Genomic DNA, 25,129 nt, shown 5'->3' on the forward strand with positions numbered 1-25,129 from the left:
TTATCTGAGAATACAGAAAGGCTGATACTAAAAAGGGCTGATGCTTGCACATCAACCCTTTGTTGTTTGCAGGTCTTAATTTTACTTTTTGATGCTCAGTAAAGTGCCTGACTTACACTTGAACGAGTAGTAGCTGCGGCTTTCATTGAATTTGCCTAAGCCTTCGCCATCGCAGTAGTCGATGTTGATATCACGCATTACTTCTAGCGTATCTTCGCTGTTCAAAGCGAATTTAGAACCATCAGAACAGACGATACGAATTCGCTCATCATGGCTTACTGAGTAGATATCGACTTCGGTATTACACAGTTCAAAAGAGGCTTCACGAAAGTTATCTTGCTGAGTATTTGAAGAGCACCCTGCGGTGAGTGCGGTTGTGATAACGGCTAATAGTCCGAGTCTTTTCATTGTTAGTCCTTCGATATCATCCAACTTAGTGATGAGTTTTATATGCTGTTCTGGGTAGCCTATACAACAACACGCTTTGGTTCAAGGATCGCAGGTTGACTCTAGGATATAAAAGTATAGGCGCAAACAGATAATTTATAATAGGTTTATTGATCTTTGGCCTATTATGCACCCTTCTTCCGGCCAAAAAATAAAAAGACCAACACTAAGGTTGGCCTCTCAAAATCAAGCTTGTTCTAAATGGCTATCTAAACTGTTTGGCTTCTGGAAGGAACTCAAAGCCAGCAGACGCAAGTTTCGCGATTAATGCTGCTTTGTCGATCTCGTAGAAGTTGACCACTCGATCCAAATCACCGCCGAAGTCATCACGCAGTTTCATGTTGACGATGCTCATCAACATCACAGGATCCATTTTTTCAAAGTTAGCGAGGTTCATATTAGTCCTCGAAATCTGAAATCAGTAAGTTAGCTGCGGCAAATGCTGCACGCTCACGCGCTTCTTTAGGAAGAGATTCATCTGCAGCAAGGTCATTCAATGTTTTTACCGCGCAGGTGATCGCTTTAGGGATATAGCCTTGGTCGCCACTGCCAATTTGAGAATACAGTTCACGCACCAAATCACAACAATCGTATACTTTCATTTTTATACCTAACCAAATGATAACTGATCTCAATATACACATAGAGATAAGCAAAAACAAAGTGGATCTGATTAAGTTCAGAGTTAGTTTGTTCTTGCTCAATATCTCATTCTGTTGATGCTCAACGTATCACTTTGCTAGCTTGCCTATTAGCCGGATATTGACTGCTTAACCAGAGATTTGCTGTTCAAGTTGATAAGTAACTTCATCATCAAGGTTGAGTTGCTTGGCTAACTCTTTGAGGTAAGCCTTCTCCATGAAGTTCTGCTCATCCGCTACAATCAAAGACGCTAAGTAGATCTCACTCGCTTGTTGAGGTGAGGTCGCGAGCTGAGCAATTTCACTTGGATCGAGTGGCTTGTGCAATTCTTCAGACACCAATTTAGTCAGTTGATAATCGGCACCCATGTTTTCGACGGCTTGCTCAATCTTGGCCATCTCTTCTTCATCAACATGACCATCCGCTTTGGATGCTGCAATCATCGACCTGAGAATCAGCACGCTATGGTTTGAGTCGTTCTCATCAAATTGAGCTTGTTCGGCATTTGGTGTTTGCCCTTGTTTAGACTGATAGTCGTTGTAGACCTTATAAGCCAAAGCGCCCAGTGCTGCTGCGCCACCAATGCCAGCGGCTTTCTTACCCATTTTCTTGGTCTTCTTAGAGCCCATTAACGCCCCTAACAGTCCACCACCAACTGCGCCTGCACCGAAGGCGCCAAGTGTGCTCTTGTTGACACCTTTGCCATTGCTGCTACTGCCTTGAGATAGGTTGCTTAAACTCGAAGATCCTTGGGAAAACTTCTGAGTACCTTGTTTAACGAGATCTGACTTAAGTGCTTGGTTAAGTAAGCTTTTGATATCCATCGATACCTCCAATGGTGAGCATGTCTAAAAAGTTGATGACACCAATATACGGACTGTTAGATGAACAGAGGATTAACTGACATTTCTTTACGTTAGGTGATTAATAGCAGGAACAAAAAAGGCTACCTAATGGCAGCCTTTCAATGTTTATCTAGTCAGTAATCGGATTACTAAGCTAGTTGAGCTTTAAGGTGCTCGATAACCGTGTCCATTGCGATAGCTTCTTTATCACCAGTACGACGGTTTTTGTATTCGAAGTTACCTTCGTCCATGCTGCGATCACCGATAACGATAGTGTGAGGAATACCCACAAGCTCGATATCTTTAAACATAACACCAGGGCGCTCTTTACGGTCATCAAATAGTACTTCGATACCCATAGCCGTTAATTCAGCGTATAGCTTCTCAGCTGCTTCTTTAACGCGCTCAGATTTGTGCATGTTCATTGGTACGATAGCAACTTGGAACGGCGCTAGTGCGTCTGGCCAAGTGATACCGAATTTATCGTGGTTTTGCTCGATAGCAGATGCAACAACACGTGAAACACCGATACCGTAACAACCCATTTCTAGAATTACGCTCTTACCATCAGGACCAAGCACGTTACAGTTCATTGCTTTAGAGTAAGTATTACCTAGTTGGAAGATGTGACCAACTTCGATACCACGCTTAAGTTGGATAGTACCTTGACCACATGGGCTAAGGTCGCCTTCAACTACGTTACGTAGGTCTTCAACCTGAGCAAGCTCTACGTCACGACCCCAGTTAATACCGAAGTAGTGCTTACCGTCTACGTTTGCACCAGCGCCAAAGTCGCTCATTACAGCAACAGAGCGGTCAACGATGAATGGTAGCTCTAGGCCAACAGGGCCAAGTGAACCAGGACCTGCACCAACAAGAGCACGGATTTCTTCTTCAGAAGCCATCTCTAGTGGAGAAGCAACCTGTGGAAGGTTTTCTGCTTTCACTTCGTTAAGCTCGTGGTCACCACGGATGACTAGAGCAATGATATCTGCTTCTACTTCATCAGATGCTTTAACGAATAGAGTCTTAACTGTCTTCTCGATTGCTAGACCGTGTTGCTCTACCAATTCTGCGATAGTTTTCGCGTTTGGTGTATCAACCAGTTTCATCTCTTGAGTTGGTGCTGCAGCATCTTCAGTAGGAGCGAGTGCTTCTGCTTTTTCGATGTTTGCTGCGTAATCTGACTCAGTTGAGAATGCGATTAGGTCTTCGCCGCTTTCAGCAAGAACGTGGAACTCTTGAGAGCCGCTGCCGCCGATTGCGCCAGAGTCAGCTAATACTGGACGGTATTCAAGGCCCATGCGGTCGAATGCTTTACAGTAAGCATCGTGCATCGCTTGGTAAGACTTTTCTAAGCCTTCTTTGTCGATATCAAAGCTGTACGCATCCATCATAGAGAATTCACGTGCACGCATTACGCCAAAGCGAGGGCGGCGCTCATCACGGAATTTAGTCTGGATTTGGTACAGGTTTAGAGGTAGCTGTTTGTAAGAGCTGATCTCGTTACGTACTAGGCTCGTTACTACTTCTTCAGCTGTTGGGCTGAGAACGAACGGACGAGAGTGACGGTCTGTGAAACGAAGTAGCTCAGGGCCCATCTTTTCAGAACGGCCAGTCTCTTCCCAAAGCTCAAACGGTTGAACTACGGGCATCAAGATTTCAACGGCACCTGCATTATCGATCTCTTGGCGAACGATATTTTCGACTTTACGCAGTACACGTAGACCAGTAGGTAGCCAAGTATATAAACCTGAAGCTAGCTTACGGATCATACCTGCACGTAGCATCAGCTGGTGGCTGATAACTTCTGCGTCGTTTGGAGTCTCTTTCAAAGTAGAAAGAAGGTAGTTACTGGTACGCATTCTATGGTATCCGTTTCATCATTGATAAAAGAAAACTTGCTGTGGTTAGTGACTACAGCAAATCTGATATAGCCGCATATAATATCAGCCTATTTGAGATCTCAAAAGCGCTCAATGTCAGTTACATTGATGAAAAGCGTTTCAACAACGAATTTTACGTTAAGATCGAACAAATTTACCGCATATTCCTTGTTGTCTGGTTTGCCTTTCTTATAGGCCGGACGTGGATCTTGGCCAAGCACTTCTTTGATCACCTTAATGATATGACGGGCTTGTGGATGGTTTGCTAGTTTACTTTGTGCTTGCTGAGAAAAGCTAACTTCTAGCACCTCTGGCTCTTCGGCGGCAAACCCTCCGAATGCATCTGGAATCGAATCCGAGTAGGGAATATAAGGTTTGATGTCGATGATCGGTGTGCCGTCTACTAAGTCGACGCTGCCGAGATCCAACCAAGTTTGCCCTTTCTCTTGAGACACACCTTTGAGTTCAACCGCAGACATGCCAATTCCATTGGGTCTGAATGTGGCACGAGACGCGAATACACCAATACGTTCATTGCCGCCAAGGCGAGGTGGCCTCACGGTTGGTTTCCATCCTGCTTCAAGGTTCTTATCGAACAAAAATAACAACCACACATGGCTAAATTGTTCAATATCACGAACAGACTCAAGGCAGTTCGCTGCTTCAACTAGCCTAACTCTTGAGGTCGAAGTGGGTACTAACCTAGGCTGTCTTGGCACAGCGAACTTCTCTTTATAAGGAGACTCAATAAAGCCAACAGGTTTAATGGTGTACATAGCAAGGTGTTCTCTGGTTTCAGTTAAGACGGAAAAATATCACAAAATCGCTTGTTTTTCTTTTGATAATAATTATCATTTGGTATGTTATAACGTATCAATTTAAGCATTTAGGGAAATACAATGAAACCGAATATCCACCCTGACTACCGCACAGTGGTGTTCCACGACACCAGTGTCGATGAGTACTTCTTGATTGGCTCAACGTTGAAAACAGAACGTACTATCGAATGGGAAGATGGCAATACTTACCCTTATTTCACGATTGAAGTATCGTCAAAGTCGCACCCTTTCTATACCGGTAAACAGAGAGTGCTACATAAAGAGGGACGTGTTGCGAACTTCACTCGTCGTTTTGGTCAATTAGGTAAGGGAGCGAAATAAATGAAAGTCGTGAAATCACTGAAAAGTGCAAAGAACCGTCACCCGGATTGTCAGATAGTAAAACGCCGAGGCCGTCACTATGTTATCTGTAAAACTAATCCGAGATTCAAAGCGGTTCAGAAATAAGCCGTCAATTTGATGTGACACGTGTGTAAAAAACGAGGGGAAAGTCAAACTTCATTCATTTGACTGCTTTTCTTTTCCCTCAAGAGGAACCGGATTAAAGATAGAGTGTTTATTTAGCGTACGATGTGTTTTATTTTTAAGTGAATCAATAGGTTATATCGTTAGATATATTTGTAGTGAATGCGTGGTTGTGAATTATAAATCTAGATTTTGTATTTAATGTAGATTTATTTGCTAATTAATTGTTCAAATAGAGTTAAAAATCACCGTTTGTTACACATTTTGTAACATTTTGAATTTCTAATTGATAATTTTGTCGCGTACCCTTCGCTGGCAATTTGAACATTTTTGTCACAATTGCATAGGAATCACTACAAGGAGGGAACTGATGAGTTCATCAGCTTCAATAAAAAACAACTCGCCAAAGAAACCTATTTTTACCCGTTTTCTCGATGGTGTTGAATATTTGGGGAACCTATTACCCCACCCAATCACTCTTTTCGCAATCTTCTGTGTCGCTATTCTAGTTACTTCAGGTATCGCTGGATATTTTGAAGTGTCTGTTATGGACCCTCGCCCAGAAGGTGCTCCAGGTCGTTCTGCTGACGGAATGATCTATGTTGTAAGCTTACTGAATGCTGAAGGCTTACAACTCATCGTAACTAATCTAGTTAAAAACTTTGTTGGCTTTGCGCCATTAGGTACCGTGCTGGTTGCAATGCTAGGTGTAGCAATTGCTGAGCACTCAGGTCTATTATCTGCTGCGATGCGTGGCATGGTAATGGGCGCATCTAAGCGCATGGTTACGGTAACTGTAGTTTTTGCCGGTATCATCTCTAACACGGCTTCAGAGCTGGGTTATGTAGTACTTATCCCGCTTGCAGCAATGCTTTTCCACTCTTTGGGTCGTCACCCATTAGCGGGTCTAGCGGCAGCATTTGCTGGTGTATCTGGTGGTTACTCTGCAAACCTTCTGATCGGTACGGTTGACCCACTGCTTTCTGGTATCACAGAAACAGCAGCACAAATGATTGACCCGACTTACAGCGTTGGTCCTGAATCAAACTGGTACTTCATGTTTGTTTCTACTTTCTTCATCGCTATTACAGGTGCATTTGTAACTGAGAAGATTGTTGAGCCAAAACTGGGTAAATACAACGACGAAGAAGCGTCTGAAGATTTATCAAATGATTCAATGGGCAAGCTAACAGACGTTGAGAAGAAAGGCCTTAAGCTTGCGGGTATCGCAGTGCTAGCGGTTTCAGCGCTTCTTGCTTGGACGATTGTTCCAGCTGATGGTGTTCTACGTTCAGCCGCAGGTACGGTTTCAGGTTCTCCATTCCTGAAAAGTATCGTAGCGTTCATCTTCGTATTCTTCGCGGTTCCTGGTTTTGTTTACGGTAAAGTTACCGGCACAATGAAAACAGACCGTGATGTGATCGAGGCAATGTCTAAGTCGATGTCTTCAATGGGCATGTACATCGTACTTGTGTTCTTTGCTGCTCAGTTTGTCGCTTTCTTCAAGTGGACTAACTTTGGTCAAGTATTCGCAGTTGCAGGTGCTACTTTCCTACAAGATATCGGCCTAACAGGTCCAATGTTGTTCTTCGCATTCATCCTAATGTGTGGCTTCATTAACCTAATGATCGGTTCGGCTTCTGCTCAGTGGGCAGTAACAGCACCTATTTTCGTTCCAATGCTAATGCTAGTAGGCTACGCACCAGAAACGATTCAAGCGGCTTACCGTATCGGTGACTCAACAACGAACATCATTACTCCAATGATGAGCTACTTCGGTCTAATCCTTGCTGTAGCAACGCGTTACATGAAGAACCTAGGTATCGGTACTCTGATTGCAACTATGCTTCCATACTCAATCGTATTCTTGGTTGGTTGGAGCTTAATGTTCTACGTTTGGGTATTCGTATTCGGCCTACCAGTAGGTCCGGGCGCTGCAACGTACTACACGCCTTAGTAAGCAGTGATAAGTGAATATTGGATTCGCTATCAACTGAATAAACGATGAGATACCAAAGAGCCTGCATTGATGCAGGCTCTTTTTATTGGAGTCTGCAAATTATTCAAGCCTACAAATTATTCGAGTCTACAAATTTACAACCCCGCAAAACGATAGGTTACCCCTAATTCAAATGACCAACCTAAATCTCGCTGGATCAAGTCACTGTTACTGTCGTGATGTATTAAGTCAGCTCGAGCGATACCAATCCAAGTGGGTGTGAACTCATAAAGTCCGATTAACCCGGCTTGATAGACAAAGGTTGACCCAGAGTTAAACTGACTCAACCCAGAGGAAGAAGCTTCGGTGTTAGAAATGCCGTAAAGATGATTTGAGAGCTTTTTGTCTCGATAGTCGATTTCTAGGTAAGGCGTAATAGTGAATAGCTGGGTCCACGTTTCTAAGGTTCTGCCTAAGTGAAGTTGAACTTCGTAGCCGTTATGTTCTGAAGTCACGTCGTGTAAATAGGTGAGGCGTGCGCCTACCGTGCCTAAGGTTATCCCTAACTCTCCATTGCCATCTCTGTCTTGAATACCATTAGGCAGATCAACGAAGGTGTCTGACACTTCAGCAAAGCGCCAGTTTCCTGATAACCCGACATAAGGTAGCAGTTGCCAATTGGCTAGGCTGCCATCAATAAAGCCTTTCGGGCCGGAATAGAAGAGGTTTGGTGTTGCTCCGAATTGAGGAGAGCCCTTAGTGGAGAAAACACTTTCACCATAGGTGATGCTGCCTCCTATGATTCCGTATTCTTCATCGGCGAAATCTTTATGGGCAAAGTCTTCATCAGCAAAACTTTCATCGGCAAAGGAAAGCTGAGTGCTGCAAAAAAGAATCGATAGCGTGAGGGTGATTCGACGAACCATAATCAATACTCCGTTATTGTAATAAATATCAAGAACGGAGTATGTCGATTAAAATTTCATCTGAGCTACAGCGACTAGGAGATGGCTTAGAACTATCTCTTAATAAGAAAAGTCGAGGTTAGCGTTTTGCTAGCAGGCGATCGAGGTGGTTGGCAAACTCTCGACGATCGGTTTGAGAAAGGGTACTTGGTCCGCCAGTTTGGATGCCACTTGAGCGCATAGTATCCATGAAGTCACGAATGTTCAGACGTGCTTTGATGGTCTCTTTGGTATAAAGCTCGCCACGAGAACTGAGTGCTTGCCCACCTTTGGTGATCACTTCGTCGGCCAGAGGGATATCGGATGTAATTACAAGGTCGCCAGGTTCAGTGCGTTTTACGATTTCATCATCAGCAATATCAAATCCGCTTGGCACTTGAATCGAGTGAATGTTATTGCGTTTAGGAACGGGAACCAGATGGTTTGCCACAAAGGTACATTCAACCCCTGTGCGCTCAGCTGCGCGTACGATTGTTTCTCGGATAACCTTTGGACAAGCGTCCGCATCAACCCATATCTTCATAGTGTTCTAATTTCTCTGTTAGCTTATTTATCGGTCAACTTATTGCTCAGTTGCCTTATTGATCAGTTAGTTTAGCTTCAAGCATGGCAACGCGAGCAGTGAGTTCAAGGATTTGCTTTTCCAGTTGGCTAACACGATCAAGTGCAGGCTCTTCTTGTGTCGCGACTTCAACTTTAGGAACGCGATTGGCGCTTTTCCAGCTCTTGATGGTCGTAATTAAAGCTGGCATCGGAACGGATGTGCTCATACGAGCCTTAACTAAAGCAACTGTCGGTTCTTTGCCTTGCGCTTGCAGTCCTTCAAGCACTGATTTCAACTCTTCAGAAACATCTTTTGTCAGCATGTTGATCTCCATTTTTAGTCTTCAGTCATTTTACTCGCTCTGGTGAATGATAGCGAATCATAAAACCGCCCATGGCTTGTGAGAGATCTCTTACAAAGGCTGTGAGATAACACGAATACATCGCTAGAGAGATTGATGTGCATATAGTTAAGGTGTTGAATTTTATTTGTTTTATATAATTAACAACTTTTTCGGATTCAAAATGTGATGTAAATCTATTGTCCGAAACCCTAAATCGCGTAAATTAAACCTTGTCGGAAGGATTCTGACACGGAACAGGAAAGCACCAAGGATTTGGTTATCTTCAGGATGAAGATTTGGTTACTTAGGATTGAGTGATCAAGCATGGAGCGTAAGGATATTGTAGGGATACAGTCAGTTAACAGGAAGTTAGCTGCAACGGAATGACAATGGACACCTTTAGGATTAAAGGGTTGGATTAGCATCAGGATGATGTAAAGGACACCGCTCACGGAACAAGTGATGTGCGCTAACTAGGATTGTTAGCTTTCAGGAAGATTGGACACCGCTAGGACGGCGAAGTAAAGGAAAGAGCTGAAGGATTACAGCCACTATTATGGATGATGCATGGAGCATTAATTAGTAGCCGGACTGCTGCGAGTAAGACCCTAGCCCTGACACTTCGGTGTCGGGGCTTTTCTTTTCTTGGCGTTTTATTTAGGCGCTGCTCTTTATTTAAGAGCACTACATCTGCTTTCTGCTAATGGTCAACACAAGGAGTGTTTTATGACGATAGCAACCTCAAGAACGCTGTTGGTTCCTTATACCGAACAGCTACAACACGACTTTATCAAGTTGAATTGCTGCCCCATTAATCGTGCTGAAATGAATGGGCCGCACTCTATTGCCTCTGCTAAGCACTTATTTCAAGAGATACTGCAAGACAACGTCGGCTTCTGCCGTGCGATCATCCACAACCAAACCCGTGAATATCTTGGGCATGTCTTTGTTTCATCGGAAGAGGGGAAGCATGAACTTGGTTTTATTTTGGATAAAGAATACTGGAATCAAGGTCTTGCTAGTGAGGTGCTAAAACCTTTCTTTAGTTTGGTGTGTTTTGAAGAACGTCTAACGAATGTTGTCGCGACTGTAAATGTTGGCCATAACCCATCAATTAAATTATTGGAAAAATTAGGCTTTGCATTTAAAGAGACCAAACAAGATCAGTTTGGCCCTTACCATGAATATCTCTATACCGCGTATTGTGACGTTACATTCTATGAGGCTGTAGCTCAAACCGCATAGAGCGGAAGCCTACCATAGTCAGTTTGCCTTGGTACAGGTCATCACCTAACGCTGAAAATTCAAATTGGTACACTGTATGCCAGCGCCAAATCGTGGTTAACTCATGGCGCATCTTAAGCTTATGGCCACTGAAAGCAACACTCAACAATTGTAAATCCAGCTCTTTACACTTTCTCGCAATGGCAGCCTTCGCAAGCTCTGATTGCCTGCGCTGCTGCCAAAATAGAAAGCAAAAGAAGCACAGCATCAAAATAGCCAATAAGTTATCTATCATTTAATCCATACTTCCTTTTATCTCTCTATTCCAATCGTGATTTGAGCTTATTCTTACGAGCTATTGGGGTTGAGCCAGACTGCTATTAAGTCGTTCAGCTTTTGATTTATTCGACTATTGCGACTTAGCCGCTTGTTGTAACTCAACAAGTGCATTGGCGAGTTCTGGTGATGGGTTCGAGTTCAATAATGGTAAAAATACCATTCTCAGTGTCGGAATCATCACTAAATCTGCAAATAACTGATTGAACAGGTTCTGGTTGCCTGTTTGTGCGAGGCGCAACAAGAATTGCTCAGCAATCGCTGGATCTTGTAGTGCGTGCCAGCTGCGACCAGCCAAACCAATTAACACCTCTTGGTGGCTTAGGCGTGGGCTAGCCAAGACTTGATTAATCACGGCATTCGTTGTGTTTTGCTCTGCGCCAGAAAGGGCACGTACCAGTGCTGAAAGCAAGAACAGATCCGGTTCTTGGCTATTAATCTCGCTTTCAGCCATCTCTTGTAAGCGTTGAGCCAGCTTGTCATTGATTTGTGTATGCTCAAGCGCACCTAACGTCGCGTATAGCGGTTCTGATGGCAGCTTATTGATGGCTTTACGAATCGCAACACCGTTTTGTTGGCTGCCTAGGCGAGCACACATATCGGTGATGCCTTGAAGACCAACAGTTTTCCAGTTGTCCCAGCCTAGATCGCCAGTGAAGTAGCGTTGAGCGTGTTCGTAGTATTGGCTCGTCGCCAGATCTAAACCGGCTCTTACTTGGCTATGGAACACGGCCATCTTGTCTTCTGAAGGCTTAAACGTGTATGGGTTGTTAGACAGCTTTTGTTGTTGCTCTTCGCTGATCTCGCCGTTTAAACGTGTGCCCATTGCTTCGATAACAAACTTAAGGAAGTTGCCTACATCGCCTTGATGCAATAGGCCTCTTTCGTCCAGTTTAAACTTTAGGAACCAAATCCAAGGTTGCTTGTGTTCGTTCCAGTAACTAATCGCTAAGTGAGCTTGTTTCTGAAGTGGAAATGGGTACGGCTGTTTCCCTTGCTCAACATCAGAGAATAAGGTGTTGTCGATCTTCTGAATGCGACGACCTAGGTCGTAGATATCGTATTGGCAACCGCTATTCTTTAGTAACTGAGTGAGCGTGTGAATCGTTTCCATAGTAATAAAGCTCCTAACTTTCTTTCCTAAATAGATGGTACTCTATGCCCCAATTTCAAGGTCACTAGATAAATAACTTGGTGAAAAATGACAGCTGCCACAAAGTTACCTCCTTTACTTCAACAATTAGAACAACAAATGCGCCAATGTTCGCTGTGGAGCGATGTTTCGCCTTCGGATGAAGCGCTTGTAAGCGTTGAACCTTTCGCTATTGATTCGCTACAACCTGAAGAGTGGCTGCAGTGGATCTTCATCGTTAAGATCAATGCAATGATGGATGCACAAATGAGCCTACCTAAAGGCTTTGCTATTCATCCTTATTTTGGTGAAGTGTGGAAAAATGAGGCAGACAAAGCTGAACTGCTAGTGACGATTCTGAGCATTGATGAGGTATGCGCGTAATGTTAGAGATCATTTATCAAGATGAGTATTTTGTCGCGGTGAATAAGCCTGCGGGTATGCTAGTGCATCGCTCATGGTTGGATAAACACGAGACTCAGTTTGTGATGCAGACTCTGCGCGACCAAATTGGCCAGCACGTCTTTCCTCTGCATCGTTTAGACCGACCAACATCTGGTGTGTTGGTGTTTGCACTGTCGAGTGAGGTTGCCTCTGAGGTGATGCCGATGTTCGCCAACCACGAGATGCAAAAAACCTATCATGCGATTGTGCGTGGGTGGATAGAAGAGGGCGATACGCTCGATTATGCGCTTAAGGTTGAACTGGATAAGATCGCAGATAAGTTCGCGAAAGAAGACAAAGAAGCGCAAGAGGCGGTGACAGTTTATGAACCGCTAGCAAAAGTGGAAGTACCATATTCTACGGGGCGTTTCCCAACGAGCCGTTACTGCTTGGTTGAGATGATGCCAAAGACTGGTCGCAAACATCAGCTGCGTCGTCACATGGCTCACCTAAGACACCCAATTGTGGGTGATACTTCACATGGTGATGGTAAGCACAACCGATTGTTTCGTGATGATTTAGGTTCGCACCGTTTGTTGCTACATGCGTCTGAATTACGTTTCATTCATCCTTTCACTAAAGAAGAGTTGGTAATGAAGGCCAACCTAGATGAAACGTGGTTAAGGTTGTTTGAAACTTTTGAGTGGGACACCAACTTAATCAATGCTAAAGCGTGTTCGTCTAAGTAAAAATACACGCACCTAAGTAAGCATAGAAAGTAAAACAAAGGGCTGATAGTGATATCAGCCCTTTTTAATGTCTGCGTGATCTGAGCGTAACAACTCATCGTGGTTGTTAGTTATCTTTTCTCGGGATCATTTTAGCTTTTCTAGATCGGCTTCGATCTCAGCGATCTTACTTGATACCACTTTCTCTAGATGGCGTAAGTCGGTAAGGATCTTCTGCTTCACATCCACCTCAGCCGTTGGCGTAGGTTTGGTGATTTTGTTGAGCTCATCAATTACAAGAGTGAGGTTGCGGTTAATCTCGGTCACTTCTTTGTATTGATTATTGCCACCGCTAACAAGCACACTTTTTACTTGTCGTGGGTACTTAAACTTAACGCTTTTTGCGAACAGTTCACCTTTCTGCTTACGAAAGTAAATCTTCAGGATATCTTTGTGCGCTTCTTGGCGAAGGGAGTAACGTTCAATCTGTTTAGGTTCGTGGATACCTAAGCCAGTGAGGTTTGGATACATAAGCGACCTCTAGGTTATGAATGTAATACTTTTATGTAATTGACTTGATCAATGTAGCAGCCTAACGACGAGCTAGATAGTTGATATCTGTGAATTGATTGTAAGTTGTGGGCAAGATCGCTCTCTATCTTTACCCACTCTTATTTAGTTATTAAACCTGGTGATAGCCTGCATTAGCTTTCTAAGGTGCGAGTTCCGAAACGTGCTCGGTTAATCGTTCTCTTAGCGCCTGTTCTTGTTCTTCAGACAGCCTTCCCCCTGCTTCACTGGTCAGAATAAACAAATCTTCTGCACGTTCACCGATGGTGGTGATTTTCGCACCGTGTAAGTTGATGTCTAGTTCCGCAAAGGTTGCACCCACTTGAGCCAATAACCCCGGCGTATCAAGGGCTCTTAACTCCATCAAGGTGCGCTTTTTGCTCTTGGTTGGCAGGAACTCAACTAAGGTTTTGACCTTAAAGTGCTGCAAGTTACGTGGCGTGCGACGCGTCTTTATCTTCGTCGGGCGGCCATCAGCCAATACATGAGTCAAATGTTTAGCAACGGCTTTGTGTCTCGCTTCATCAATCGCTTCACCATGTTGGTCTAGTACGATAAAGGTATCCAAAACATGGCCATCTTTGCTGACCATGACCTGCGCGTCATGAACGTTAAAGTTGCGCCTGTCGAGTTCGGCAACCACGGTCGCAAACAGTGCCGCTTGGTCTTTACAGTAAACGAACACCTCGGTACCGCCCCGTGTCGCTTTCTTACTGATCAGTACTAATGGTTGGCTTGGATTTTCCAGGCGAAGTAAGTGCTCACAATGCCAAGCGATTTGTTTGTGCGTATGACGTAAGAAGTAATCGGCCTTGAAACGCTGCCATAGCACTTCAATTTCACGAGCTGTGAAGCCTTCTTTACGCAGCAGTGCCGATGCCATTTGTTGATTGTGACGAATACGATCTCTAACATCGACCGGGTTTTCCAAGCCACGGCGCAGCGCACGCTGAGTTGAGTGGAATAACTCTGCGAGTAGGGTCCGTTTCCAACTGTTCCATAACTCAGGGTTCGTCGCACAGATATCAGCCACGGTTAAACAAACCAATAGTTCGAGTGACTCTTCATCACGAACTTTTTTGGCGAATTCGGTGATCACATCTGGGTCATAGATATCACGGCGCTGAGCCGTTACTGACATCAACAGGTGATTTTGTACCAACCACGCGACTTGTTTTGCTTCAGGCTTCGATAGCCCGTGCTCGATACAGAAAGAATAAGCCTCAACTGCACCAATCTCAGAGTGGTCTCCGCCACGGCCTTTGCCGATGTCGTGGAAGATGGCTGCAAGGATCAACAACTCTTTCTTTTGCACTCTAGGGTAGACTTCACAGCAGATAGGGTGCTTGTCGTGGTTTTCGATTTGACCAAATCGGTTGATGTGTTTGAGCAGTCGAATACTGTGTTCATCCACGGTGTAAACATGGAACAGGTCGAATTGCATCTGACCTACTATCTGACTCCATTGCGGTAAGTACGCTGAGAGCACGCCGAGTTTATGCATTAAGCTAAAGGCTTTGTGCAGTGCATTCGGGTGGCGAACTAACGCCATGAACTTGTCTCGAGCTTCAGGAATGGTATGTAGGAATCGGTTCAATCGACGACGCGCCGTACGCAGTTGTCGTAATGTTGGGGGGCTAACACCTTCGATGGAAGAGTCATTCGCGATGTGGATGAACATATCGAGAATCGTTTCTGGTCTCGCTTGGAATAGGGCAGGCTTACGCGCTTCGATCAATGATCCTCGACGTTGGAAATCATTATCGAGAATCTCCGCATCTTGGGTCTGACCGCCATTGATGATCGCTTGATCGAACAGTTTCAGAAGCATTTTATTAAGCTCAGCTACGCGACGAAGTGTTCGATAGAACTCCTTCATCATCATCTCGACGCCACGATTCCCTTCGCCCGTATAACCCAGATGTTCAGCTACCTGGGCTTGATGGGCAAAGGTGAGACGGTTGTCGTAACGGCGCAGTTCAATGTGCAGCGCAAAACGAACGCGCCATAGGAAATCTTGGCACTCAACTAATTCACGATACTCCGCATCGGTTAGAAAGCCGTATTTGCTCATCTCTAACAAAGAGGTTGCACCGAAATGGCGACGCGCAACCCAGCTCAAAGTGTGGATGTCTCTTAATCCACCCGGAGTCGATTTGATATCGGGTTCTAGATTGTAAGTGGTGTCGTGGTAGCGAGCGTGACGCTCTCTTTGTTCTTGAATCTTAGCCTTATAGAAAGTCTCACTTGGCCAAAATGAATCAGAATGAATCTTCAGTTTTAACTCTTGGAAGGTGTCTTCACTGCCGCACAATAAACGTGACTCTTGCAGGTTGGTAGCAACGGTTAAATCATCAATGCCTATATCAAGACATTCGGCAATGGTACGTACCGCGTGACCAACTTCGAGTCTTAAATCCCACAGTAGGGTGATGAACTGGCTGACTTTTTCGCCGAGTGCTGGTGGCAATGTTTTCTGCGAGACGATAAGGATATCAATGTCAGACAAGGGGTGAAGTTCGCCACGGCCATAGCCGCCCACTGCGACCAGTGAGATATGAGGCAGTTTGCTGAATCCGAAGTGATCCCATAATCGACTGAGAAGCAAATCCATGTACTCGGAGCGCAACAGAACTAAGTCGGTAACTGGGTGGTGATTCAGAAATTCATTTTTTTGATACTGCGTGAAGATCTCGAGCTGATTTTTTAATTCGCAGATTTCAATTTGTTCGTCATTGAACGTAAGAGGGCATTGATAAGGCATAGTCTGCTATCCGTGCAAGCAAATGAGAATAGTAAACAATTTAACAGAAGCTGATGGAAAGTCGAAATTGAGCGGATAAAAAAATATCCTCGATAATGCGAGGATATTTTTAAAAGGCGGATGCGTTCAGTTCGGCGAACTAAGCGTTCTTCATGATGCGTGGAATCGTATCGTCGCTGCGTAGTGTCAGTACTTCACAACCAGTATCCGTCACAACTAGTGTGTGTTCCCACTGCGCCGAGTTCTTGCTGTCGGCTGTGTAAACGGTCCAGCTATCTTGGTCATCAAGACGGCAGCCAAATTTACCTGCGTTGATCATTGGCTCGATAGTGAAGCACATACCTGCTTTTAATACAGTGCGGTCGTTGTTTTTGTAGTGAACGACTTGTGGGTCTTCATGGAATTCAGCCCCAATGCCGTGACCACAGTAATCTTTAACAATTGAGAATTTCGCGCGTGGGTTGTTCTTATTGTTTGTTTTGATGTACTTCTCGATAGCAGTACCTATTTGGCCAAGCTGGACACCAGGCTTTACTTGGCGCATGCCTTCGTAAAGTGCTTCTTGAGCAACCATACATAGACGCTTGTTTGCTGGTGAAACTTCACCCACAAGGAACATCTTAGAGGTGTCGCCATGGTAACCTTGTGGACGAACGCTTAGGTCTGCGTTTTCGTCATCAGGGATGATTACCGTGATATCAACGTTAAGAATGTCGCCATCTTTTAATACAGCCGGTTTGAATTGACCTGTGCTACCAGTTTCGTCTTGTGATGCTGGAATACCATGGCACACAATGTGGTTGATAGACGTACAGATTGACTTAGGGAAACCGTGGTAATCAAGTGGTGCTGAGTATGCGCCTCTTTCCGTAGCGTACTCGTGACAGATTTGGTTTAGCTCTTCTGTCGTTGTACCTACTTGGATATGAGGTTCAATCATCTCTAGAATTTCAGAAGCCAGTTTGCCGGCGACGCGCATCTTTTCAATTTCTTCAGCAGTTTTAATTTTTACAGCCATTGCATATCTCTTAATTGGGTAGCACCTAAGTGTGCATATTGGGGCTATTCTATCAGTGCAGCATTTTAGCGCAACATTCCCATATCCGCACAATACCGATGGATACTGTTTAACCTGAGTAAATAATGTTCGGTTAAAAGATGTAGAAGCAACTTGATATGGATGCCATTTATAGAGGAAATTCGTCTTTAGAGGTCAGTATAGCAGTCGCCATTTTTCGATTTTTTTCTAGCCATAGATAGACAAAATATGGTATAAAGCGCGCCGGACATCAGGAGTGTTTTCTCCAATTGGCGAAACAAGCTTTGTGTCCACTAACTTATTTCTTTAAATCACACACATTCCGACACATGTTCCGGGGTGCCTCAACAACACAAATAACGGCTGAAAAGTGGTTAGTTGTTAGGGGTCGGATTCATGGGGGATGTGGAGGCCTAACCCCATAGAGGATTTTAAAATGGCAACTGTATCAATGCGCGATATGCTTAAAGCTGGTGTTCACTTCGGTCACCAAACTCGTTACTGGAACCCAAAAATGAAGCCATTCATCTTTGGTGCTCGTAACAAAGTACATATCATCAACCTAGAAAAAACTGTACCAATGTTCAACGACGCTCTAGCTGAAATCGCTAAAGTTGGCGAGAAGAAAGGTAAAGTTCTTTTTGTTGGTACTAAGCGCGCTGCATCTGAAGCTGTTAAAGAAGCTGCTATCAACAGCAACCAGTTCTACGTTAACAACCGCTGGTTAGGCGGTATGCTAACGAACTACAAAACTGTTCGTCAGTCTATCAAGCGTCTGAAAGAACTTGAAGCGCAAGCTCAAGACGGTACTTTCGACAAGCTTACTAAGAAAGAAGCTCTAATGCGTACTCGTGAAATGGAGAAGCTAGAGAAATCTCTTGGTGGTATCAAGAACATGGGCGGCCTTCCAGACGCTCTATTCGTAATCGATGCTGATCACGAACACATCGCAGTTAAAGAAGCAAACAACCTAGGTATCCCAGTTTACGCTGTAGTTGATACTAACTCTAACCCAGACGGCGTTGACTTCGTTATCCCTGGTAACGACGATGCAATCCGTGCAGTACAGCTTTACCTAAACGCTGCTGCAGACGCGGTTAAAGAAGGTCGCAACAAAGATGTTGCTGCTGTAGCTGCTGAAAAAGACGGTTTTGTAGAAGCTGAATAATAGCGGCTCTGAGCCATATTTAGTTCATATTAAGCGGTCATAATCGGTGGCTTAACGGACTGAATACAGTCAATATCAGGGGCCAATTAATTAGGCCCCTGTTTTTTATCTTTTTTAGAATTTACTGAGGAATAGAGAATGGCAACTGTAACTGCAGCTCTAGTTAAAGAACTTCGCGAGCGCACTGGCGCTGGCATGATGGAATGTAAGAAAGCGCTTGTAGAAGCAAACGCTGACATCGAACTAGCAATTGAAAACATGCGTAAGTCTGGCGCAGCGAAAGCAGCTAAGAAAGCTGGTAACGTTGCTGCTGAAGGCGCAATCATCATCAAAGAAGAGAACGGCGTAGCTGCTCTTCTTGAAGTTAACTGCCAAACTGACTTCGTAGCAAAAGATGCTAACTTCACAGCATTCGCAGAAGAAGTTGCAGCTGCTGCAGTAGCTTCTCAAGCAACTGTTGAAGAGCTACAAGCACAGTTCGAAGAGACTCGTGTTGCTCTAGTTGCAAAAATCGGCGAAAACATCAACATCCGTCGCGTACAGTACGTTTCAGGTGTTGCACTAGCTTCTTACCGTCACGGTGAGAAAATCGGTGTTGTTGTTGCTGGTGAAGGCGAAGCTGAAACTCTTAAGCACGTTGCAATGCACGTTGCTGCATCACGTCCTGAGTTCCTAAACCCAGAAGACGTACCTGCAGACGTAGTTGCTAAAGAAAAAGCAGTTCAAGTTGAAATCGCTATGAACGAAGGCAAACCAGCTGAAATCGCAGAGAAAATGGTTGTTGGCCGTATGAAGAAATTCACGGGCGAAATCTCTCTAACTGGTCAAGCTTTCATCATGGAGCCTAAGCAAACTGTTGGCGCTATCCTTAAAGAGAAAGGCGCTTCAGTATCTAACTTCGTACGTCTAGAAGTTGGTGAAGGCATCGAGAAAGCAGCTGAAATGAGCTTTGCTGACGAAGTTGCAGCGGTACAAAAAGGTTAATCCTTAGCGTATTGTTTGAAAAGAGACCGTGGCAAATGCTGCGGTCTTTTTATGAATAGTGAATTATTTTTTAGCTGTTATGAATGCAAACTGAGCTATTCAGTTTTTATCCATGACTGTTAATCATCAACTCTTTGGAAGGTAAACTCCATGACTACGAACCCTAAACCGGCGTATCAACGTATTCTGTTAAAACTTAGCGGTGAAGCACTACAAGGCGAAGAAGGTTTTGGTATTGACCCGACGATCCTTGATCGTATGGCTCAAGAAGTGAAAGAATTGGTTGAACTAGGTGTTCAAGTAGGCGTTGTTATCGGTGGTGGTAACCTTTTCCGTGGTGCAGGCCTTGCTGAAGCAGGTATGAACCGCGTTGTTGGTGACCACATGGGTATGCTTGCAACGGTAATGAACGGCCTTGCAATGCGTGACGCTCTTCACCGTGCTTACGTAAACGCACGTGTAATGTCTGCAATCCCTCTTAAAGGTGTGTGTGACGACTACAACTGGGCAGACGCAATCAGCCAACTACGTCAAGGTCGCGTTGTGATCTTCTCTGCTGGTACTGGTAACCCATTCTTCACTACGGATTCTGCTGCATGTCTACGTGGTATCGAAATCGAAGCTGACGTAGTTCTAAAAGCGACAAAAGTAGATGGTGTATTTACTTCTGACCCTGTAGCAAACCCAGACGCAGAGCTGTATGATACGTTGTCTTACAACACAGTTCTTGATAAAGAACTTAAAGTAATGGACTTGGCTGCATTTACGCTAGCACGTGATCACAAAATGCCAATCCGCGTATTTAACATGAATAAACCAGGCGCACTACGTCGCGTGGTTATGGGTGAAACTGAAGGTACATTAATCAGCGACGCTGACTAATTTTTCGGGCTTACTGAGGTGTTAGACTTTGGTAAGCTTATCCTTATCACTCAAATAAAAAGCTTTCTTGAAGAAAGAACATAATCAAGGTGAAATTGTGATTAACGAAATCAAAAAAGACGCTCAAGAGCGCATGGTAAAAAGTGTTGATGCACTAAAAAACAGCCTGCAAAAGATTCGTACAGGTCGTGCGCACCCAAGCTTACTTTCTGGTCTTACTGTTGAGTACTACGGTGCTCCAACGCCTTTGACTCAAGTAGCTAACGTTATCGCTGAAGATGCACGTACACTAGCTATTACAGTGTTTGATAAAACACTGACTCCTCTAGTTGAAAAAGCAATTCTGACATCTGACCTAGGCCTAAACCCTATGTCTGCTGGCACAGTTATCCGTGTTCCACTTCCTCCGCTAACGGAAGAGCGTCGTAAAGACCTAGTTAAAATCGTTCGTGGCGAAGCTGAAGGTGGCCGTGTTGCTATCCGTAACATCCGTCGTGACGCGAATGGCGATCTAAAAGCACTTCTTAAAGATAAAGAAATCTCTGAAGATGAAGATCGTAAAGCACAAGACGAAATTCAAAAGCTAACTGATGCTGCGGTTAAGAACGTAGACGAAGTTCTAGCTGTTAAAGAAAAAGAGTTGATGGAAGTTTAATTTTCCATATTCTTTTCTTTCCGGAAAAACGCTGTACTCACGGTGCAGCGTTTTTTTATGCTACTCTGTTCGACTATTAGAATTTGATTCACTCTTTTATGCATAATTCTCAAGCGTTCACAGACTCTCTTCCTAAACACATTGCTATCATTATGGATGGTAATGGTCGCTGGGCAAAAGCTCAGGGCAAGCCTCGCGTCTTTGGCCATAAAAACGGTGTTCAAGCCGTTCGTAAAACTATCTCTTCTGCAGCCAGACTTGGCATTAAAGCCGTTACTCTTTTTGCGTTTAGTAGCGAGAATTGGCGTCGTCCTGAAGAAGAAGTCGGTATTTTGATGGAACTGTTTATTTCAGTGCTATCGAGTGAAGTAAAAAAGCTTCATAAAAATAATCTACAACTTCGTGTTATTGGTGATAAAAGTCGTTTCAATGATCGACTACAAAAGAAGATAGAAGAAGCGGAAGCTTTGACTAGCACCAATACCGGTATGGTTATTAATATTGCGGCTAACTACGGCGGTAAGTGGGATATTCAGCAAGCAATGACCTCTATTGCTCAACAGGTAAAGTCTGGTGATATTAATGTAGATGACATTGATGAAGCTATGATTACACAGCATCTGACGATGGCAGATATTCCTGAAGTCGATCTACTTATCCGTACCAGTGGTGAATGCCGCATTAGTAATTTTATGCTTTGGCAGTTGGCTTACGCCGAAATGTATTTCACTGAACAATTCTGGCCAGACTTTAATGAAGACAGCTTAGTAGAAGCTGTGACTTGGTTTGTAAACCGTGAGCGTCGTTTTGGATGCACCGGTGAGCAAATCAAAGCTCTGATGGACAGTTAATAAGGATTTTTTGGTTTGAAACAACGAATTATTACGGCGTTGATTTTAGCTCCCCTAGTTATTCTAGGCATTTTCGAGTTATCACTTCCTACATTTATTCTTTCATTAGCGGTGATCTCGCTATTAGGTTTTTGGGAGTGGACTCAGTTTATTGAAAGCAAATCGCGTTATTTAGCGTTGATTCCAACGGTTGTGGTTAGTGCCGCAAGTTTTGCTTTTATCCCTTTTGATGCATTTAGCCTTAATAACTTGTCTACTGCTCACTACGCCATTCTAACGATTGGCTCAATTTGGTGGGTAATAGCGAGTGGTATGGCGGTGACTTATCCTAAGTCTATGCCTGCATGGAAAGATTCTTCTCTTCTTCGTCACGCCTTTGGTGTACTGACTCTGCTGCCATTCTTCTGGAGTGTGGTTATCCTGCGTGCTAACGGTATCGATGTTGACCCCTACCACGGTGCAAAATTGGTGATGTTTGTTTGCTTGCTCGTTTGGGCGGCGGACAGCGGTGCTTACTTTTCAGGAAAGAGCTTTGGTAAGCGCAAAATGGCTCCAGCGGTAAGCCCGAATAAAACGATTGAAGGTCTTATTGGTGGCATCATTACTGCAGTGATCGTGGCTTGGATCTTTGCTGACTTGTTTGATATCCAATTCACAAGTCCTCTTCACATGATTGTTATTACTCTTGTGACCGTCGTTATCTCTGTTCTTGGTGACCTTGTTGAAAGCATGTTTAAGCGTGTGTCTGGGGTGAAAGACAGCAGTAATCTGATTCCTGGTCATGGTGGTATACTAGATAGAATAGATAGCTTAACGGCTGCATTCCCTGTCTTTGCTCTGCTTTATTTAGCATTCTAATAAAAAAGGGCAGTGATTCTGCCCTTTATTACATTTCTACGGTCATATGTGATGCGAAATCTAACTATCCTTGGCGCTACCGGCTCTATTGGTGCAAGTACACTAAAAGTCGTTGAGCAAAACCCAGATCTTTATACGGTCGTGGCACTAGCCGCCGGTTCGAATGTTGAAAAGATGCTGGCGCTAGTTGAAAAGTGGCAACCAAGCTATGTTGCGATGGCTTGCCCCGATGCTGCGTCTCAACTGAGTGATGTGTTGTCTTCGGATTACCCAAACATCAAAGTGCTTTCAGGCTCAGAAGGCATGTGTCAGGTCGCTTCCCTAGATGAAGTAGACACTGTTATGGCTGCGATTGTTGGCGCAGCAGGCTTGCTTCCTACTATGGCTGCGGTTAAGGCTAGTAAGCGTATCTTGCTTGCTAATAAAGAAGCCTTGGTGATGTCTGGACAGTTGTTTATAGACGCCGTGGAAAAGTACGGTGCTGAGCTACTTCCTGTCGACAGTGAACATAATGCTATCTTCCAGTGTTTGTCGCAAAACGTCCAAACCAATCTAGGTCGCTGTGATTTAGAAGCCAACGGTATTAACCATATTCTGCTAACTGGTTCTGGTGGTCCTTTCCGTTATACCGACGTGGCTGAGTTGGAATCAGTGACTCCTGAACGCGCTATCGCACACCCTAACTGGTCTATGGGCCCTAAGATCTCTGTCGATTCAGCGACCATGATGAATAAAGGCTTAGAGTACATTGAAGCGAAATGGTTATTTAATGCCTCTCAAGAACAGTTGAAAGTGATTATTCATCCTCAATCTGTGATTCATTCTATGGTTCAGTACAAGGACGGCTCTGTGCTTGCTCAAATGGGCGAACCGGATATGGCGACGCCAATCGCTTTAACGATGTCTTACCCTGAGCGAACAGAAGCGGGCGTTAAGCCTCTGGATTTCACTAAAGTGGGCGAGCTTACTTTTCTAGAACCAGACTTTAGTCGTTACCCATGTTTAAGGTTAGCGATTGAAGCTTGCTACTTGGGTCAGCATGCTACAACTGCAATTAACGCGGCAAACGAAATTGCCGTCGATGCTTTCTTGAACAATCGAGTGAAGTTTACCGATATTGCTGTCATTAACGAACATGTTATGAGCAAAGTATGTGAACAACATAACTCTGAGGGCTTAGATAGCTTGGAAAGCCTTCTCGAGCTAGATAATATGTCTCGTCAATTAGCCAATCAATTTATTAAAGAGCAGCTAGCATGAGTGGAATTCTGTGGAACTTCGCATCCTTTATAGTAGCGCTTGGCATTCTGGTCGCTGTTCATGAGTTTGGACATTTCTGGGTTGCTCGTCGCTGTGGTGTGAAAGTTGAGAAATTCTCGATTGGTTTTGGTAAATCAATCTGGAGCAAAGTTGGCCGTGATGGTACGGAATACAGCTTGTCAGTCATTCCATTGGGCGGCTACGTTAAGATGCTTGATGGTCGTGTTGACGACCTTTCTGAAGACGAACAACAATACGCTTTTGATAAGAAGCCATTGTGGAAAAGAACGGCGATAGTTGGTGCAGGTCCTGCGTTTAACTTTATCTTTGCCGTCTTTGCATATTGGCTAGTGTTTCTGATTGGCGTGCCGGCGGTTAAACCTGTAATCGGTGAAGTCACTCCGCAATCTATTGCTGCACAAGCCGGAATTGAAACTGGAATGGAACTTAAATCTATTTCAGGAATCAAAACCGCAGATTGGGAATCAGTCAATATGGGTTTGATATCACATATTGGTGATCAGTCCATGACTGTAACGGTTTCTTCTCAAGACGATATCGGCTTTGAACAGCAGATGACATTGGATATTTCAGACTGGTCATTCAACCCAGAAACTGAATCTGCAATGACAACGCTGGGCTTTAGACCGTATTCTCCAGAGATATCGACAGTGCTTGCTCAAGTCATTGATGACGGTGCGGCATACGATGCCGGAGTAAAGGCTGGTGACAAAATTGTTGAGATTAATGGACAGCCTATTGAACAGTGGCAGTCGGTTGTTGAGTTAATTCGTGCAAATCCAATGACATCATTGGACTTGGTCGTATTGCGAAATGGGGTTGAACAGCCATTAGTTATGACGCCAAAAAGTCGCGAGCTTTCTGATGGTTCGACAATTGGCTATGCAGGTATTGCTCCAGAAGTCGCAGAATGGCCAGAAGATTATCGCTTTGAGTTACAATTTGGTGTAATTGAGTCTGTAGGAAAAGCATTTGATAAAACAGGTCAAATCATTGGATTGACGCTGACAATGCTTAAGAAGCTCATCGTTGGTGATGTTGGCTTAAATAACTTGAGTGGCCCGATTTCAATAGCTAAAGGTGCAGGGACAACCGCCGATTACGGTTTGGTTTACTTCTTAGGCTTTTTGGCTCTGATTAGTGTTAACTTGGGTATTATTAATTTGGTTCCGCTGCCTATGCTTGATGGCGGACATTTGCTCTTTTTCGCTATTGAGGCCATTACTCGTAAACCGGTCCCTGAGAAAGTTCAGGAAATGGGATACAGAGTGGGAGGTGCAATCCTCTTCTCTTTGATGGCTCTGGCAATATTTAATGATTTTACTCGTCTGTGAATGGTTTCTCACAGGCATTGGTAG

28 protein-coding genes are annotated in these 25,129 nt (G+C 44.2%); 14 read left to right on the forward strand and 14 right to left on the reverse strand.

From position 1 onward, the window contains the following. Positions 1-81: 81 nt before the first annotated feature. The 6 genes from FTW16_RS18425 to tsaA all read right to left on the reverse strand — a co-directional run bounded on the left by FTW16_RS18425 (position 82) and on the right by tsaA (position 4,596). Positions 82-408, reverse strand: coding sequence for a hypothetical protein (locus FTW16_RS18425; protein WP_146492082.1), 327 nt, complete (start codon positions 406-408; stop codon positions 82-84). A gap of 244 nt (positions 409-652) precedes the next feature. Further along, entirely contained in the window at positions 653-844 is a 192-nt protein-coding gene (locus FTW16_RS18430; protein ID WP_010436438.1) for a DUF4250 domain-containing protein, read from the reverse strand. 1 nt (position 845) lies between these two features. Then, complete coding sequence (locus tag FTW16_RS18435) at positions 846-1,049, reverse strand: YaeP family protein (protein WP_008222923.1); 204 nt, start codon at positions 1,047-1,049, stop codon at positions 846-848. 168 nt (positions 1,050-1,217) lie between these two features. Continuing rightward, a complete protein-coding gene (locus tag FTW16_RS18440) occupies positions 1,218-1,913 on the reverse strand; it encodes a tellurite resistance TerB family protein (protein WP_146492083.1) in 696 nt (231 codons plus the stop codon). 170 nt (positions 1,914-2,083) lie between these two features. Further along, on the reverse strand, positions 2,084-3,799 hold the full coding sequence (locus FTW16_RS18445; protein ID WP_146492084.1) for a proline--tRNA ligase: 1,716 nt from the start codon (positions 3,797-3,799) through the stop codon (positions 2,084-2,086). Positions 3,800-3,900: 101 nt separating this feature from the next. Beyond that, positions 3,901-4,596: a tRNA (N6-threonylcarbamoyladenosine(37)-N6)-methyltransferase TrmO gene (gene tsaA / locus FTW16_RS18450; RefSeq protein WP_146492085.1), complete on the reverse strand. Its 696-nt coding sequence runs from the start codon at positions 4,594-4,596 to the stop codon at positions 3,901-3,903. 123 nt (positions 4,597-4,719) lie between these two features. On the opposite strand from tsaA, the gene FTW16_RS18455 reads away from it, so the two are divergent. The 3 genes from FTW16_RS18455 to FTW16_RS18465 all read left to right on the forward strand — a co-directional run bounded on the left by FTW16_RS18455 (position 4,720) and on the right by FTW16_RS18465 (position 7,081). Then, complete coding sequence (locus FTW16_RS18455) at positions 4,720-4,980, forward strand: type B 50S ribosomal protein L31 (protein WP_146492086.1); 261 nt, start codon at positions 4,720-4,722, stop codon at positions 4,978-4,980. After that, positions 4,981-5,106 (forward strand): type B 50S ribosomal protein L36, encoded by a 126-nt coding sequence (gene ykgO, locus FTW16_RS18460; RefSeq protein ID WP_123301017.1) that lies wholly within the window; start codon positions 4,981-4,983, stop codon positions 5,104-5,106. A 388-nt stretch (positions 5,107-5,494) separates the two neighbouring features. Next, positions 5,495-7,081: an AbgT family transporter gene (locus FTW16_RS18465; protein ID WP_146492087.1), complete on the forward strand. Its 1,587-nt coding sequence runs from the start codon at positions 5,495-5,497 to the stop codon at positions 7,079-7,081. Positions 7,082-7,218: 137 nt separating this feature from the next. On the opposite strand, the gene FTW16_RS18470 is transcribed toward FTW16_RS18465, so the two are convergent. From FTW16_RS18470 to FTW16_RS18480, 3 genes are all read right to left on the reverse strand, one after another. Next, positions 7,219-7,989: a MipA/OmpV family protein gene (locus FTW16_RS18470; protein WP_146492088.1), complete on the reverse strand. Its 771-nt coding sequence runs from the start codon at positions 7,987-7,989 to the stop codon at positions 7,219-7,221. 118 nt (positions 7,990-8,107) lie between these two features. Beyond that, positions 8,108-8,551, reverse strand: a complete 444-nt coding sequence (locus FTW16_RS18475; RefSeq protein ID WP_146492089.1) for a YaiI/YqxD family protein — start codon at positions 8,549-8,551, stop codon at positions 8,108-8,110. Positions 8,552-8,606: 55 nt separating this feature from the next. Beyond that, positions 8,607-8,894, reverse strand: coding sequence for a hypothetical protein (locus FTW16_RS18480; protein ID WP_017069390.1), 288 nt, complete (start codon positions 8,892-8,894; stop codon positions 8,607-8,609). 747 nt (positions 8,895-9,641) lie between these two features. On the opposite strand from FTW16_RS18480, the gene FTW16_RS18485 reads away from it, so the two are divergent. Continuing rightward, the gene (locus FTW16_RS18485) at positions 9,642-10,160 is read left to right on the forward strand and encodes a GNAT family N-acetyltransferase (protein WP_146492090.1); all 519 of its coding nucleotides are present in this window, start codon (positions 9,642-9,644) and stop codon (positions 10,158-10,160) included. On the opposite strand, the gene FTW16_RS18490 is transcribed toward FTW16_RS18485, so the two are convergent. Continuing rightward, on the reverse strand, positions 10,126-10,434 hold the full coding sequence (locus FTW16_RS18490; RefSeq protein ID WP_017060748.1) for a DUF3301 domain-containing protein: 309 nt from the start codon (positions 10,432-10,434) through the stop codon (positions 10,126-10,128). The genes FTW16_RS18485 and FTW16_RS18490 overlap by 35 nt on opposite strands. Positions 10,435-10,548: 114 nt before the next feature. Further along, a complete protein-coding gene (locus FTW16_RS18495; RefSeq protein WP_146492091.1) occupies positions 10,549-11,589 on the reverse strand; it encodes a DUF3549 family protein in 1,041 nt (346 codons plus the stop codon). A gap of 87 nt (positions 11,590-11,676) precedes the next feature. On the opposite strand from FTW16_RS18495, the gene FTW16_RS18500 reads away from it, so the two are divergent. Both FTW16_RS18500 and truC read left to right on the forward strand, forming a co-directional pair. Continuing rightward, a complete protein-coding gene (locus FTW16_RS18500; protein WP_146492092.1) occupies positions 11,677-11,991 on the forward strand; it encodes a YqcC family protein in 315 nt (104 codons plus the stop codon). Continuing rightward, positions 11,991-12,740, forward strand: a complete 750-nt coding sequence (truC, locus tag FTW16_RS18505) for a tRNA pseudouridine(65) synthase TruC (protein ID WP_146492093.1) — start codon at positions 11,991-11,993, stop codon at positions 12,738-12,740. Before FTW16_RS18500 ends, truC begins: the two co-directional genes overlap by 1 nt. Positions 12,741-12,866: 126 nt before the next feature. Here truC and FTW16_RS18510 read toward each other — a convergent pair whose 3' ends face one another. The 3 genes from FTW16_RS18510 to map form a co-directional block, all read right to left on the reverse strand. Further along, positions 12,867-13,250, reverse strand: coding sequence for a DUF3461 family protein (locus FTW16_RS18510; RefSeq protein WP_004734354.1), 384 nt, complete (start codon positions 13,248-13,250; stop codon positions 12,867-12,869). Positions 13,251-13,431: 181 nt separating this feature from the next. Beyond that, on the reverse strand, positions 13,432-16,053 hold the full coding sequence (glnD, locus tag FTW16_RS18515; protein WP_146492094.1) for a bifunctional uridylyltransferase/uridylyl-removing protein GlnD: 2,622 nt from the start codon (positions 16,051-16,053) through the stop codon (positions 13,432-13,434). 139 nt (positions 16,054-16,192) lie between these two features. Further along, positions 16,193-17,071, reverse strand: coding sequence for a type I methionyl aminopeptidase (map, locus tag FTW16_RS18520; RefSeq protein ID WP_146492095.1), 879 nt, complete (start codon positions 17,069-17,071; stop codon positions 16,193-16,195). 457 nt (positions 17,072-17,528) lie between these two features. On the opposite strand from map, the gene rpsB reads away from it, so the two are divergent. The 8 genes from rpsB (at position 17,529) to rseP (ending at position 25,105) form a co-directional block, all read left to right on the forward strand. Continuing rightward, positions 17,529-18,260: a 30S ribosomal protein S2 gene (gene rpsB, locus FTW16_RS18525; protein ID WP_009847420.1), complete on the forward strand. Its 732-nt coding sequence runs from the start codon at positions 17,529-17,531 to the stop codon at positions 18,258-18,260. 138 nt (positions 18,261-18,398) lie between these two features. Further along, entirely contained in the window at positions 18,399-19,244 is an 846-nt protein-coding gene (gene tsf, locus FTW16_RS18530) for a translation elongation factor Ts (RefSeq protein ID WP_017630772.1), read from the forward strand. 150 nt (positions 19,245-19,394) lie between these two features. Further along, the gene (pyrH, locus tag FTW16_RS18535) at positions 19,395-20,126 is read left to right on the forward strand and encodes a UMP kinase (protein ID WP_017630771.1); all 732 of its coding nucleotides are present in this window, start codon (positions 19,395-19,397) and stop codon (positions 20,124-20,126) included. A gap of 97 nt (positions 20,127-20,223) precedes the next feature. Continuing rightward, positions 20,224-20,781: a ribosome recycling factor gene (gene frr / locus FTW16_RS18540; protein ID WP_017060741.1), complete on the forward strand. Its 558-nt coding sequence runs from the start codon at positions 20,224-20,226 to the stop codon at positions 20,779-20,781. Positions 20,782-20,879: 98 nt separating this feature from the next. Beyond that, complete coding sequence (locus FTW16_RS18550) at positions 20,880-21,632, forward strand: isoprenyl transferase (RefSeq protein ID WP_017063364.1); 753 nt, start codon at positions 20,880-20,882, stop codon at positions 21,630-21,632. Between the two features lie 15 nt (positions 21,633-21,647). After that, complete coding sequence (locus FTW16_RS18555) at positions 21,648-22,490, forward strand: phosphatidate cytidylyltransferase (protein ID WP_146492096.1); 843 nt, start codon at positions 21,648-21,650, stop codon at positions 22,488-22,490. Between the two features lie 51 nt (positions 22,491-22,541). Continuing rightward, on the forward strand, positions 22,542-23,750 hold the full coding sequence (ispC, locus tag FTW16_RS18560) for a 1-deoxy-D-xylulose-5-phosphate reductoisomerase (RefSeq protein WP_146492097.1): 1,209 nt from the start codon (positions 22,542-22,544) through the stop codon (positions 23,748-23,750). Beyond that, positions 23,747-25,105 (forward strand): sigma E protease regulator RseP, encoded by a 1,359-nt coding sequence (rseP, locus tag FTW16_RS18565; protein WP_146492098.1) that lies wholly within the window; start codon positions 23,747-23,749, stop codon positions 25,103-25,105. Before ispC ends, rseP begins: the two co-directional genes overlap by 4 nt. Positions 25,106-25,129: the final 24 nt, after the last annotated feature.

Source organism: Vibrio sp. T20 (genome assembly GCF_007858795.1).
GTDB lineage: Bacteria > Pseudomonadota > Gammaproteobacteria > Enterobacterales > Vibrionaceae > Vibrio > Vibrio satsumensis.